Genomic DNA, 14626 nt, shown 5'->3' on the forward strand with positions numbered 1-14626 from the left:
TCTTCAGCCACCATCAAGCGGTGCTCATCAGCCTCCATGCGGCTATTCCTCTTTCCCTTCGCCGGCTCGCCAGGTAACGTTTATCACCCATTGGCGATGGCCAGCGAAGCCGCCTGTGAATGGGTTGAGTTTCAGTTGCCAGGGCGTGGTGCGTCCTCTGAAGAGGCGCATTACACGGAAATAGATCTTCTGATAGAAGACTTGGCGGATCGGGTTATCGAACACACCGGAGATATGCCCTTTGCCTTCTTCGGTCATAGTTTGGGAGCGTTGTTGGCCTACGAGACGGCGCAAGCTTTAGCACGTCGGAATGTCGAAACGCCCAACGTATTATTCCTTTCCTCACATCGAGCTCCGGGATGTCCTATTGTCGCTCCGGCTGCTCATGAGCTGAACGATGCAGAGTTTGTCAGCACTCTTGAGGCCAAAGGAATACTGCGGAGCGGGGCATTTACTGATCAGGCGTTGGCGGATGCTTTTCTTCCTGCTTTGCGTGCGGATATTCGTCTCGACGAAACCTATCGGTATAACGAAGAGGCGCTGCAATCTCTGGATTGTCCCGTGGTTGTTTCGTATGGGCGCGCGGATAAGAGTCTTACACCTAGCGAAATTGAGGCCTGGAGAAGCTACTTGCCCATGGCCGAGGTAGAGATTCAATCCTATGAAGGTGATCACTTCTACCTTTTCGACTCAATCGAAGAATTAACATCCAGCATTGAGCGGCATATAGCGCGACAACTTGAGCGACTGCCTCGTTCCGTGCTCTGGGAGCCCCTTGCTTGGAAAACGGTGGCTGAGTTCAAAGGTGTTGCCCAACTTTTCGCGGAACAGGCTCTCCTGCGCCCTCAAGCGCTGGCGCTGGAGGATGGCGAGCGACGTTGGACTTATGGGCAGTTGGCGCAGGCGAGCCAACGGGTCGGTGCGCAGATGCTCGCTGCGGGGGTCATGCCAAATGAATCGGTAGGCCTACTCATTGGACATCGAGCGGAGTACCTGATCGGCCTGCTGGCATGTTTCAAGGTAGGTGCCCCGGCTTGCTTACTGGAGTCCAACTGGTCAGGTAGCCAGCTAGGCGAGTTCATCGAATCGTGTGAGTTGCGCTTCCTGCTATCCGAAGCGGTGCTGGAGGATCGCTTGCCCAGCGGAGTGGCTCGACTTCTGTTGGACTCCGTCGTTTTGACGGGGCCGCTGTCGGATTCGAGCCCCTGGACATACGTTCGGCGCTCTGCGCAAGACATCGCCATCATCTCCATGACCAGCGGCTCCACCGGGCGCCCTAAGGCTGTGTTCACTACTGAAGGTGGCTGCACTTACTGCTTCCAGGCAAGGAACGAACTATATCCCTACCAGAGCTCACCTGAGCGGGAAGGCTTGAATGTCTTTTTTGCGTGGGAATGCTTGCGCCCAATTTTATTCGGTCAGGTTGCAGTCATTATTCCCGACAGCATCATTTTCGATCCGCCGCGGTTGCAGGCTTTTCTGGAAAAGCACCGGGTCAATCGACTGGTTGTGACGCCGTCGCTGCTGGAAAACATGCTGGATAGCCCAGGGGCTGACCGCCAGTTTTCACGTTATTGGAGCACCGTCAGATTGTGCTTCCTGATGGGCGAAGTCGTTTCCGGCATGCTGGTGGAGAAGGCAAAATCTCTGTTGCCTTCGTCGGTGCGGTTGGTCAATGCCTATAGCACCTGGGAAAGTCTGGACGTGAGCTACGGCGACTTATTCTCTAACAGCCCTAATCGGCGTCTTTGGGCTACAGCCGGTCGTGTGATTCCAGGTAGCGCCGCCGTTGTGTTGGATGAGCAGGGCGTTTGTGTACCGCAGGGCGTACCTGGCGAGTTGTACCTCACGGGGCCGGGCGTTGCTCCGGGGTATCTTGGAGACCTGCAACGGACTGCCGAGCGCTTCCTGCCCTTGACGCCGGAGCTTCGGTCGTTGGCCGTTGGCGCCGAACATATGTATCGCACAGGCGATCGTGCCCGAGTGCTGGGCAATGGCCACTTGTTGGTCATGGGGCGCATTGACGACACCATCAAGATTCGTGGCTTCAAGGTCTCGCTCCTCTCGATAGAACGGGTACTGCTCGAACTTGAGGGTGTAGCGACTGCAGTGGTCCTGCCATTGCTGGATGAGCGCAGCGGCCAGCCCAAGGCGCTGGCTGCCTACTTGGTTGGCGATGCGGGAAAGCCCTCGGAGCCTTTACTGGCCAAGGCCCGACAGCATTTGCGCAGGCGCTTGCCTGAATATGCCCGTCCGCGGTTCGTCCTGGGTCTGGACGAGTTGCCCATGCGCGCCGGCGAATCGCGCAAGCTTGATCGCAAGGCTCTGCCCATTCCAGACGTGAGTGCGCTCGATGCGTCGCCAGCCGGTGATCTGCCGGCTTTAGGCAAGCAGATTGCGGCGATCTGGCGGGAAATATTGGGCATCAATCACCTTCAGTCCTCGGACAGTTTCTTTGAGCTGGGCGGCACCTCGCTGCTTGCTGCGCAATTGATCGCTCAGCTAACCGACCGCTTGGGCCTCTCGCTCAGCGTGATCGATATTTACCAGCACAGCACCTTGGACGATTTCGTTACATGGAGTCTGCAAAGGCATCAGCCTCCGCCTGAAACTCGCCGATTGCAGCGTCGCGAGCCTCCGGGGGCACTGGCTATTGTCGGAATGGCCGGCCGTTTCCCCGGCGCGGGTACGCTCGATGAGTTCTGGGCGAATCTCCGAGAGGGACGGGACAGTCTGAGTCGCTTCAATCATGAGACGCTACGTGCCAAGGGCGTGCCCGAGGCGGTCATCGGGCATCCGAACTGGGTATCCGCAGGTCAGGTACTCGACGGTGTCGATCAATTCGATCCTCTGTTCTGGGGAATCGGTCAACGTGAAGCGACGTTAATGGACCCTCAGCACCGCCTCTTCATGGAGGTCGCCTGGACGGCCATGGAGCAGGCCGGGTATGCCCGTTTCGACAGTCCCTACCGTAAGCGGACCGCTGTCTACGCGGCGTGCGGCATCGATGGCTATCTGATTCATCACCTGCAAGGCGGGGGCCTGAGAGAGCCGCTCGATCCGGGCAAGCTGTTCCTTACCGAGATTAGTAACGAGAAGGATTACATTGCCACGCGAGTATCCTATCAGCTGGATCTGGGCGGCCCGGGGGTGACCGTCACCTCGGCATGCAGCAGCGGTCTTCTTGCCGTTGCGCAGGCGGCGCAGTCGCTGATGAGTGGCGAGTGCGACATGGCGATCGCTGGGGCCTCTGCGATCAACTTCCCCAACTTTGGCTATTGCTACGAAGAGGGTTTGGTCGGCAGTGTCGATGGGCGGGTTCATCCTTTCGATGAGCAAGCCAGCGGTACGCTGTTCGGTGATTCGGTCGGCGCGGTGGTCCTCAAACGCCTGGACGATGCGATTGCCGATGGCGACCTGATCTGGGCGGTGCTGAGTGGTTATGGCATGTCCAACGATGGGCGGCAGAAGGCCGGCTATACCGCCCCGAATGCGGCTGCCCAAACACGCTGCATCGTCGATGCCATGCAAATGGCCGGTGTTTCGGCGGAACAAATCTCTTATGTCGAGTGCCACGCCACGGCGACGCACATCGGTGATGCCATCGAGCTGAAGGGGCTCAGCGATGCGTTCGTGCAGATGAGGGAAGCGGCAGCTGTCGTACCCGGCAGCTGCATGATCGGGAGCGTGAAGGGCAATATCGGCCATGCTAACTGTGCCGCTGGCATCACCGGATTGATCAAGACGGTACTCTGCCTCTATCACCGCCACTGGGTTCCGACGGCTCATTACCATGAGTGCAACGCTAAACTGGTGCCTTTCCTCGACAATCCCGACAGTCCTTTTAGCGTATGTCGTGAGGATCAGGCCTGGCCCGAAAGAGGTGGGGCACGCCGCGCCGGAGTTTCGAGTTTTGGTATCGGTGGCACCAACGTTCACGTCATCTTGGAACAGGCGCCTGCACCCTCGAATACGAAGACGGTAGCGTCTGAGAGAAACGCTAGAGAACACCATCTGCTTTGTGTCAGCGCCAAGAGTCCCAAAGCGCTTGAGAGTAATCTCGACAACCTTGCCGTGGCCTTGGCCCACGCCTCGCCGGCTACCCTGGCCGATGCAGCTTTCACCTTGCAGCTGGCCCGTGAGCATCATCCGCTCAGAACTGCGGTGTGCATCAACATCCACGAGCCGGATCCTGCTCGGACTATTCGGGCCGCTAAGGAACAGGCCTCCCGCGTCAAAGCGGGACACCATGCGACGGTTGCGTTTTGCTTCTCCGGGCAGGGTTCTCAGCACGTGGGCATGGCGCATCAACTGTATTGCGGCAATGCCGACGGAGGAAGGTTCCGGCGGTACTTCGAGAACGCATGCCTAGCGCTCGCCAAAGCCTTGGGCTACAACCCGCAAGCGGCGATTCTGCACGCGGATGAGGCTTCTCTGCGGCGGCCGGTCATCACGCAGTGCGGTCTCTTCTGCGTTGAATACGCACTTGCCATGAGCTTGATCGAGCTGGGCATTAAGCCGATTGCTGTCGCGGGCCATAGCATCGGAGAGTATGCGGCCGCTGTGATCGCCGGCGCTCTGGAACTGGATGACGCGGCGAAGCTGGTTGCCGCTCGGGCTCAGGCGACGGAGGCCCTGGATCTGGTCGATGAGCAGGGTGAGCCTTGCACGGGAGGCATGCTGAGTGTCAGCGGGGCCGAATCGGTCTTTCACGCTTGGTTAGCCGAGCACCCCGATCTTTGGTTGGCCGTCTGCAACTTATCCGATCAATGGGTCCTGGCCGGCCTGCTCCCGAGCCTGCTGGAGGCAGAGCGAGCTTTGCGTGAACTGGGCTTGGAGTGCCGCCGCGTACCCGTCTCCCATCCTTTCCACAGCGCATTGATGAGCCCGGTGGCGGAGCGCCTGCGGGCGACCGCGACTGGGGTTTCGGCCAGACTGCCAAGCATTCCCATGACCAGTAACGTGAGTGGCGGTTGGATGGGGCAGGACGTTCTCGACCGGGATTATTGGAGTCAACACCTCCTGGCGACCGTTCGCTGGAGTGACAATCTGCAAACCTTGTTGCACTGGCAACCGGATGTCCTGCTGGAGATCGGGCCGTCGACGGTATTGACCGGCTTGGCCAGGCGTTTCTTCAGGTCGCGCGCCGACACCGGGGCTATGACGCCTACAATTCTGGCCGGGATGCGCCCGGCGCAGAGCGATGTCAGTGACGAGCACATTTTCTGCGAACTGCTCGGCCGCCTCTGGTCTGCGGGCGTGGTGGTGGATTGGAAGGCCTATCAACAGGACTCCGGAGCAGGACGCATTCCTCTGCCCACTTATGCCTTTGATCGGCAGAGTTACTGGGTCAACCCGCAGGCGTCAATCTACGTGAAGGAGGGGGTCGCGCGCGCGCCGGAGCACAAGCCTTCTCCCGTGCTCACTTCGGCTTGGCTGATCCGCCAGGCGCCGCCCCACGAGCGTGCTCAAATGCGCCTCTATTGCTTCTCCTGCGCTGGCGGCAGTTCGCGGGATTTTCGCCACTGGGCGACATCGGCTCCGGAGTGGTTGGATGTCGTATCCATTGAGCTGCCAGGTCGAAACGCCAGGATGGAGGAGCCGTTTCCCAGTGACGACAAGATGGACAAGGCCGTTCGCAGCGAGCTGCAGCGGTTGATCCGTGAGGATTCGGCCGGATTGCCATTTGCCTTCTGCGGGTTGAGCTATGGCGCCGCCTTTGCCACGGAGTTGTTGCTTGGTGAACTGGCGGATACAGATCGAAGTGGGCAGTGCAAAGGTTTGATCGTGGTTGGCCACGCCCCGATACATAACGTCTCGGCGGATACCACCGCACTCGCCCCGGAATCGCTCCTGATGGTGAGCGCCGAGACACGAGCCAATCCACTGTGGCAGGAGTTGTATCTCCCCATTCTGACGGCAGACCTTGAGAGCGATAGGCGTATAGGTTTGAGGATGTCGCAAGTGAGGGGGACGGAGCGGACGCTTCGTTGTGAGGTCATGGTGCACTGTGGCGAGCAGGATCCGGCTTGTTCGCTGGCAGAAGCGGAGGGTTGGTTCGAGCTGTCAGCCGCGCCTTCGTCATCCGTCATCACCTACGGTGGTGCGCATGACTTCATGGTGCGTGACCAGACCTTGATATTCGAGCGTGTGGTTCAATGGTTGCAGAAACACAGGAGGGCGGCGGCTCAGCCGTCCACACTCCGGCTCTATGGAATGCGCTGGCAGCCATTGCCGGTGCCCACAGATGCCGAAGCGGACGCAACGGCTCAAGCATGCTGGACGGTCGAAGCAGGGAAGGAGGAGCAGGTGCTGGACGACCTGGGCCGGCACCTGCGGCATGACGCGGCGAAGGTCACGCTGCTCTATCTGTCAGGACCTACAAACAACACGGACAGGGAAGGTCGATACGGCGGATTCCTGAGACTGCTTCAACAGCTCGTCGCCCTGGATGCTCGGGGGACTCTGACCTGGATCCTGCCCGCGTCCGCCGACAGCGGGCCCTGCGCTGGAATGGCACGAGTCGCCGCCAATGAGTCTGGAATGCTTCGCGTGCAGAACCTGTTCTGGACTGAGCATCCCGATCTGACGCTGCGCTTGGCGCTGGCGAGCGAAGTCAGCCATCTGGCGATGTTAAGCGCACGGCATCCCCAAGAACGCGATCTCCTTTGGCGTGGCGGTTGTCTGTTTGGCGCACGCCTGGCCTCGACCACACTGCCGATCCTGTCGAATGGCGTAATGGGCGCGACGGCCCGCCATTACCTGATTACCGGGGGAAGCGGCGCGCTGGGACGTCTGTTGATTGACTGGCTGATCGATCAGCAGGCCGTTTCGCCGGCTCGAATCACCGTGCTGGGTCGCTCCCACGTGGAGAGCCCCCTGCGAGGTGTACGCCATATTGCGTGTGACCTCAGTGATTCGCAGGCACTGGAAAGGGCTCTGCAGGACATCTCGCAGATAGATGGAATTTTCCATCTGGCGGGAGTGCTGGACGACGCGGCGTTGGCTAATCAGGACGGCGTTCGACTGGCCAACGTCCTGAGGCCCAAACTGGCCCTGGAACAACTGATGCCCCATGCAGTTCGCTGGGGATGCGAATGGGTCATCGGCTATTCGTCCACCAGTGCGCTCCTGGGGGCAGCTGGGCAGGCCAACTATGCGGCGGCTAACGCATGGCTCGACCAAAAGGCGGAATGGTCGGAAGGGATTCCGGTCTTCAGCCTGGCCTGGGGCTCGTGGGGGGAGGCTGGCATGGCTGCCGATAACGCGAAGGTGCTGCAGCGCGCACGTGCCGTTGGCGAAACACCGCTCTCATCGGCAGATGCCCTCAGTGCCTTGTCTAGCGTGTTGGGGCAAGTACTCAGTGGTGGCGCAGCTCGCCGCTACATCGCCTGCGATGTGGCGTGGCAGGCATCGCCGTGGGCCGATTGGCCGTTGCTGCAACAGCTTTCCCAACAGACGGTGGGGATGGCTCCGCAACATGTGGCCCCATCCACTGGCCAGGATGTCCCGCAGCCTGAAGGCACTGTTCATGACGACCCTGTACGGAGGTTCCTCGAAGCCTATCTCAGTCGCTGGGACGAGTCTCTCGATTTAGCCTCGCTTGGATTGGACTCGCTCGATACCGCGCAGCTGAGAAACGGATTTAACAAAGCGTTCCAAGCGGAGCTCCCGCTATCGCTTTTCGCTAACGCGACACTGACGCTTGGCGAACTCCGACGAACCCTTGAGTCGTCGATATAAAAAATTAAAACGGGTTATTAGTGGTTTGGTAATACATATCAAGAGGCCATTCCTATGGGTTTGTTTTCGTCGGATTTCAGTATATATCCATTTGGCGAACTGTCTTTAGAAAATTGCTACCCTTCTACTACGGATTTTCAGGTGATCTCCACGGGGGATGGACGTGGCGTTGGAATAAAAAGCCTGAGGCAAATTCGCAGGGGGCATTTGTTGTGCAAAGTATCCGGACAGCTTCTGGCGTCTCGACGCTTGCATACGCTGGAAATTAATGAAGCCGTGCATATGTACGATCCGCACTTTACCGGGTTGCTGCTTCATTCCTGCGACCCCAACGTCTTTTTGGACATGGCGAGCCTGGAACTCTGGGCATTGAAAGACATAGTCCGGGGTGACTTACTGTGCATGGATTATGCCGTCACGGAAGGGACGTTGATGCGGCAGTTCGCCTGTCAATGCGGTTCTCCCAATTGCCGGCTCTGGATTACCGGATCAAAAGAGCCTCTAAACGAAGAGGGGAAGAAGTTTCTTGGACAGTTGAATTGCGATTGTGATTCGGCAGTCGGTTCCTGATTTTCGCACACACGGAGGGCTTTAGCATGAGCATTTCCTGCAATTCAGACATGGGGGCAGTAGCCATTCGCGATCGAAGCTATCTGGCAGGCTCCGGTAGTCCGGATGTACCCAAAACTATTCCGCGTGCGAGCAGTGAGCACCTTTTGATGATTGAAGGAGGTCAGGCTGGAGGCGCCGTGGAAGATATCGCTATGTTCTGCCGAGAGATTATAAATAGCTCTTTGTACGAGCGTGGTGCAATTTTGTTCGAGGGACTGCGCCTGTGTGATAGGGAGGACTTCAACTCGTTCGTCGAGCATCTGGGCTACAAGCCCTTCAGTTATTCCGGAGGGATTGCCGTTAGAAACCACGAACCCGGATTGGTCTTGATGGCGAGTAATGAGGATTCGCGGATTACCATGGCGCCACATAATGAAATGGCTTATTTGTCTAAATTTCCGAGAAAGATATTTTTCTTTTGTGCCCAAGAAGGGTTGCAAGGCGGAGAAGTTCCTATCAGTGATATTCGTAAGAGTGTCATGAGAATACCGGCAGATATATTGGATAAGTTTCGCACCCTGGGTGTTCGTTATTACCGGAATCTTCCCCGTGAAAATACTAGCAGCGAGATCGGCTGGCCGGAAACCTTTGAAACAACAGACAAGCGGGTGGTGGAATCCATTATGAAAAGCAAGGGGTTCGACTATCGCTGGGGAGATCGAGACCGCCTGTCATACAGCTATGTAAACCCGGCCTTCGTCCAGCATTGCGATACCGGGGAGGAGCTGTGGTTCAACCAAGTGACCGAGTTGCACTGCTCTTACTGGCGCAACCACCCGCTTTACCCGTCGGACCTGCCGGAAGATGCCTATCCGGCGACGACGGCCTATGGGGATGGCACGCCGATCCCTGAGTCGCTGATCACCTTCCTGCGCGCGGTGCTCTGGGAGCCAGCGCTGGCGGTGAAGATGAAGCGCGGTGACGTACTGGCTCTGGACAACCTGGTGATCCAGCACGGCCGCATTGGCTTCTCCCCCCGATGAGCAGGTGGGCATCGACATGACCCTGCAGGATAAGGAGGGCACCAGAAACACGCGCGAAGCCACGCTGTATCAACGGCAACGCGCGCCGGGAATCGATCAGGACATGCGCCTGATCCGCTTCTCCAGCCCGGCGGAAATGGACGGAAGTGCGGTATTGACGTTGGAAAACAGCGACCGGCCGGATGACCAGTGGTTGTACTTGCCGGCCTACCATACCAGCCGAAAGATTCCCTCCAGCAACCGCTCTGATCGTTACATGGGGACCGACTTTTTCTATGAGGATGTCAGCGATGACAAAGTGGATCAGTTCGAATTCACGCTCGCAGGCTCTGAACAGCAGGACGGCCGCCATTGCTTGGTGATCGAGCAGGTTCCAATTGATGAAACGCTCAAGAAAGAGAGCTTCTACGGTAAAAAACGGCTGTGGATCGATCCCGAGCGTCTACTGACGCTCAGAATCGACTTCAGCGACAAGAGCGGAGTGCTGGTCAAGCGATTCACCGCCAGCTCGCCGCAGTTGATTCAAGGTCGCTGGCGGCTGAACCACGTGGAAATGCTGGATATGCGGATATCCCACCGCACGACCATCGACTACCGCGACCGCAAAATAGACCAGGGCTTGAATCCACAGTTGTTCTCCGTGCGCAACCTTGAGAGGGGGCAATGAGAGCCCTGGTCGGAGTGATGGCTTGCATGGCTTGCATGGCGGCACCAGCAAGCGCCGAGCCGCTTGTTTTTTACAAGAAAGTCTCCGGCTGGGTGGCGTTGGACGGCGCCACCGCCAACCAGCAGTTCAGTGATCGACGCTCTGTGCTGGGGGCGCGCGGGCATTTGGATGCGCAGCTGTCGGTCAATAACCGTCGGGCGATGGTGCGCATCGAGTTGCCCAGTAACGACAACCTCGGGGACAACACACGGACCACCGCGGTCCGAGAGCTCTGGCTCAGGCAAAGCGGTGAGCGACTCGATTTGACCGCGGGTCGCCAGTTTCTGCCGGAAGGCCGCAGCGACTGGCTCCGCCCCCAGGGGCAGTTCGCACCGCGTGACTACACGCAGTTGACCGCCGTGGCTGCTGAACAACGCATCGGGCTTCCAGCATTGCGCCTGGATTGGTATGCGACCGATACGGCCACGCTGATCCTCGCCGGGCTTCGGCAGGATCGCGGCGATCTGTTGCCATCGGCCATGGTTGCCCCACTGCCGGAGGACCGTCCCTTGCAGCGGTCCCCCAAAGATGCCGCTCTAGCCCGTGCGGAGTGGCGACGTGGCGCCTGGGAACTAGGTGCCAGCTACCTGGACGGTGCGGCGTTATACCCCGTGCTCAAGCGCAATGGTGAAGTCTCCATCTATGATCAACGGCGGCTCGCCGCTGACGGCAGCGTGAATCTTGACGGCGACATCCTGCGCTGGGATGTCGCCTACGTCATCAATGACGCCTCGGCGTTCCCTGGAGTCCCCGGTAAAGAGTCGTGGCTGTCGCTCGGCCTGGACAAGGGCGTCTGGAGCGACGGCACACTGAGCCTTCAGCTATTGCATCACCGGGCGGTCCTACCGGCGGAGGGCGAGCCCCTTCTGGAAGCGTATAACCAGCGCTTGTCGCAAAACTTCAGAGACGCGCAAAGCTGGATCACGGTCAACTTACGTCAGCAGTTCGACGCCAAGCACGACGCCGAGTGGGGGCATTTGCAGGGCACGGCGGGCGAGCGAGTGAGCTTCCTGCGTTACGGCTGGGGCTTTCGCGATGGTTGGCGTTGGACCCTGCAGGGCCAGGCTGCTCATGGAAGCCTGGACTCGCTCGCCGGAAATCTCAGTCCGGACAAGTCTCTGCTGACGGAGTTGAGACACTTCTATTGACTTAAGACCAAGGGCGAGCCCACGGAGGCGATGTGCATCAGATATTGGTTTACTCGGATTCCCTCAGCTGGGGAATTGTGCCGGGCACACGGCAGAGGCTGGATTTCCCCCGGCGTTGGCCCGGTGTTCTGGAAGGCTGTCTGGCGCAACAGGGACATGCCGTTCGTGTCGTCGAAAACTGCCTCAATGGTCGGCGTACGGCCATGCCGGATCCCGACAAGAACGGCCGGGATGGTCGGGACGGATTGGCCGAATGCATCGAAGCACAATCACCGCTCTCCTGGGTATTGCTGATGCTCGGCACCAATGATTTTCAGAGCGTGCATCGCTGCGATCCACAAGACTCCGTCGCGGGCATCGAGAGGCTCATGGCCCTCATCGAACGGGCGCCAATCGAGCCCGGAATGCCACGGCCAGACATCCTCTTGATCGCTCCCCCGGCCATCGGTGCCCTCAAGGGGCTCATGGCGACCAAGTTCGATGAGCGCTCTGTTCATAGCCGAGAGCTTTCCGCGCGTTACCATGAACTGGCCAACGCTCGGCAATGCGCGTTCCTGGATGCAGGCCGGTGGGTACAGGTCAGCGATATCGACGGGGTACACCTCGACGAGCCTGCCCACCGAGTGTTGGGGCAGGCCATCGCCACATTCCTGGCAACCCGGCTGCGGGCAGAGCGGATCGATGCTCATGCCTGAGCACCACTCCTTCCCCACCTTGTCGCTAAGTGAAACAGGCAACCGGTTCTTGATCTCTTTCTGAGCTGAGAGACATTCTCCGAACGTCATCTAAACAGCATGCGTCGAACAGATTGTGTTGGGCAACGAGAGGACTTGTGGAATGCATACGTTCGTATTGGATATTTCATTAGGGGAACTCCGGAAAAGTCCCTGCGGATCTGCTGCAATGGCGCCCCGCTGAGCCGAGTCCTGTCGCTGCCCCAGGGCAATCCACGGGCTACGGGACGAATCGGTTCTCTGTGGCAGTGCTGAGAACGCATTGAACAGGCGATTGCCGAATCGGCATTGGCTCGTTCGGAGTTTCCCTGAGGGAGAGCGATCGGCGCAGGCTTGGCTCGGTAGCGTCAGTCTGCCCAGCTCCCTCTCCCACAGGGGAAGGCCAGTTGCAGGGCATTCAAGCGCAAACGGTTGTGCACTGTGCCAGCGAGCGAGCACTTCAGAAATTGCGCCCCAGGTTGATGTACACCGCCTGCTCGCTGGCATCGTTCAGCCCGTAGCTGAACGACAGCGGCCCCAGCGGCGTCTCGAAGCCCATGAGGATGCTGCCGGCGTTGATGTAGCCGGTGTCGTAGCTGTTGTCGTTGTTCCACACCCGCCCGCGCTCCAGGCTGCCGCCCAGGTAGAAGGGGAAGTCCAGCGGCAGGAAGGAGCGCTCGGTCATGCGCCGGTAGTAGATGACCCGGCCCAGGCTGTAGTTCTGCCCGGCGATGGCGTCCTGGCGGAAGCCGGAGAGCTGTCGCGCGCCGCCGAGCAGGAAGCTCGACACCACCACATTGGCATCGTCGAGGGTGCGCCCGTAGCCGCCGCCCAGCACCCAGGTGTTCGGGCCGCTGCTCAGCGCCTTGTCCAGGCGGAATTCCCACTGGCGGTAGCGGTCGTCGTCGCCCAGCGAGGGCGTGTGTTCGCGGAACGAGGTCTGGATGTTCTCGCCTTCGCGGGGGAAGTCGACGTTGTCCACGGTGTCGAAGGAATACTGCAACTGGGCATAACCTTCGTTGAAGTGGTAGTTGGGCAGGTCCTGCTCGCCCACCCGCACATCGGCCTTGCCGAAGGCCTGGGCGACGCCGAAGCGGAACTCGCCGTTGTTGGCGATCTGCCGGCCGAGGTTGAGGCCGTAGCCGTAGCGCTCCAGGCGGTACTCGGCAATCGGGTCATCGTCATCGGTGGCCTCCACGTTCTGCGCCTCGTTGAACAGGTAGGGCGCGACGAAGTAGCGAGAACCCACGTCCAGCGGCTGGTAGAACTCGCTGTAGAGCTCCTGGCGGTCGCCGATCTGCAGGCGGGTCAGCCATTCCGCGCCGAGGCGGTTGATGCCATTCATGCGGTAGCTGCCGCCGACGTTGAAGGTGCTGTCGCCGCGCAGGTCGTCGGACAGGCTCAGGCCCAGGCGCAGGTAGTCCGTGCCGCTGCGCTTGCCGTAGGCATGGATCACCAGCACGTTGCCCGCCTTGCCGTCCTTGTCCGGTTTGTTGCGCACGACGCGGTATTGCACCTGGTCGAAGTAGTCCAGCCCGTAGAGGGTGCTCATGTCGCGCTGCAGGCGCTCCAGGTCCAGGTGGGCGCCCAGGGGCTGACGGATGTAGTGGCGGATGACGTCGTCGCTGACCTTGGAGTTGTTCTCCACCTCGATGCGGTCGATCACCGGCTGCCGTTCGCCGGGCTCGCGGGCCTCGTTGAGCGCCACCGCCTCGGCATCGGCGGGCTTGCGCAGCGCGGCCAGGCGCGGGGTGAGGATGCGGGTGGCGCGATAGCCGGCGTCGATCAGCTGCGGCACGCGGCCGAAGTCGGTGGAGCTGTAGCCGCTCAGGGGCGGTTGCACGAGGATGTCGCTGGATTTCAGCGTGGCCAGCTGCGCCTCGGAGTTCTTGCGGGTCATCAAGGTGACGGACTGGTTGAGCATGTCCACCACGGTCAGCAGTTGCTTGCGGTCCGCCAGCGGGTTGCCGATGTCGACCACGATGACCACGTCGACGCCCATCTGCCGCGCCACGTCCACCGGGATGTTGTCGACCATGCCGCCGTCCACCAGCAGCTTGCCGTTGACCTCCACCGGCGCGAAGACCGCCGGGATCGACATGCTGGCGCGGATCGCCTGGGGCAGGTGGCCCTTGCTGAACACCACTTTCTCGCCGGTGGAAATATCGGTGGCTACCGCCCGGAAGGGGATCGCCAACTGATCGAAGTCGCGGGTGTCGCTGGTGTGCACCAGCAGGCTTTCCAGCAGCATCGACAGGTTCTGCCCCTGGATCGCGCCCAGCGGCAGGCCGAGGGTGCCGTCGTCACGGAAGCTGAGCTTCTGCTTCACCAGGAAGTCGCGGTCGTCCTGCTTGCGGCGGAAGGGCACGTCGACCCGCGGCGGCGAGTCGGACAGCGCCTGCTTCCAGTCCAGCCCCAGGGCCAGTTTTTCCAGCTCCCTGGGGGTATAGCCGGCCGCGTAGAGGCCGCCGATCACCGCGCCCATGCTGGTGCCGGCGATGGCGTCGACATGGATGCCCTGTTCGTCCAGCGCCTTGAGCACACCGATGTGCGCCAGCCCACGCGCCGCACCACCGGACAGGACCAGGCCGATCTTCGGCGCCGTGTTCGCCGCCAGGGTGCCGAGGGGGAGAAGCAGGAGGAGGGCGAACAGCAGTCGGCGCATGAAGAGAAGAATCCGGTAGGGCGTTTCGGACCGGTATTATAGGTTCGCGTCCTACA

7 protein-coding genes are annotated in these 14626 nt (G+C 60.1%); 6 read left to right on the plus strand and 1 reads right to left on the minus strand.

Annotated elements, in window-relative coordinates; translation table 11 throughout:
* Positions 1 to 36: 36 nt before the first annotated feature.
* From N0B71_RS16430 to N0B71_RS16455, 6 genes are all read left to right on the plus strand, one after another.
* Positions 37 to 7743, plus strand: coding sequence for a type I polyketide synthase (locus N0B71_RS16430; protein ID WP_259753662.1), 7707 nt, complete (start codon positions 37 to 39; stop codon positions 7741 to 7743).
* 54 nt (positions 7744 to 7797) lie between these two features.
* On the plus strand, positions 7798 to 8313 hold the full coding sequence (locus N0B71_RS16435; protein ID WP_259753663.1) for a lysine methyltransferase: 516 nt from the start codon (positions 7798 to 7800) through the stop codon (positions 8311 to 8313).
* Between the two features lie 26 nt (positions 8314 to 8339).
* On the plus strand, positions 8340 to 9338 hold the full coding sequence (locus N0B71_RS16440) for a TauD/TfdA family dioxygenase (RefSeq protein ID WP_259753664.1): 999 nt from the start codon (positions 8340 to 8342) through the stop codon (positions 9336 to 9338).
* A 16-nt stretch (positions 9339 to 9354) separates the two neighbouring features.
* Positions 9355 to 10005, plus strand: a complete 651-nt coding sequence (locus N0B71_RS16445) for an outer membrane lipoprotein-sorting protein (RefSeq protein WP_259753665.1) — start codon at positions 9355 to 9357, stop codon at positions 10003 to 10005.
* A complete protein-coding gene (locus tag N0B71_RS16450) occupies positions 10002 to 11192 on the plus strand; it encodes a hypothetical protein (RefSeq protein ID WP_259753667.1) in 1191 nt (396 codons plus the stop codon). Before N0B71_RS16445 ends, N0B71_RS16450 begins: the two co-directional genes overlap by 4 nt.
* 77 nt (positions 11193 to 11269) lie before the next feature.
* Positions 11270 to 11887 (plus strand): SGNH/GDSL hydrolase family protein, encoded by a 618-nt coding sequence (locus N0B71_RS16455; protein ID WP_259759591.1) that lies wholly within the window; start codon positions 11270 to 11272, stop codon positions 11885 to 11887.
* 478 nt (positions 11888 to 12365) lie between these two features.
* Here N0B71_RS16455 and N0B71_RS16460 read toward each other — a convergent pair whose 3' ends face one another.
* Complete coding sequence (locus N0B71_RS16460; protein ID WP_259753669.1) at positions 12366 to 14570, minus strand: patatin-like phospholipase family protein; 2205 nt, start codon at positions 14568 to 14570, stop codon at positions 12366 to 12368.
* Positions 14571 to 14626: the final 56 nt, after the last annotated feature.

The organism is Pseudomonas sp. GCEP-101 (genome assembly GCF_025133575.1).
GTDB lineage: Bacteria > Pseudomonadota > Gammaproteobacteria > Pseudomonadales > Pseudomonadaceae > Pseudomonas > Pseudomonas nitroreducens_B.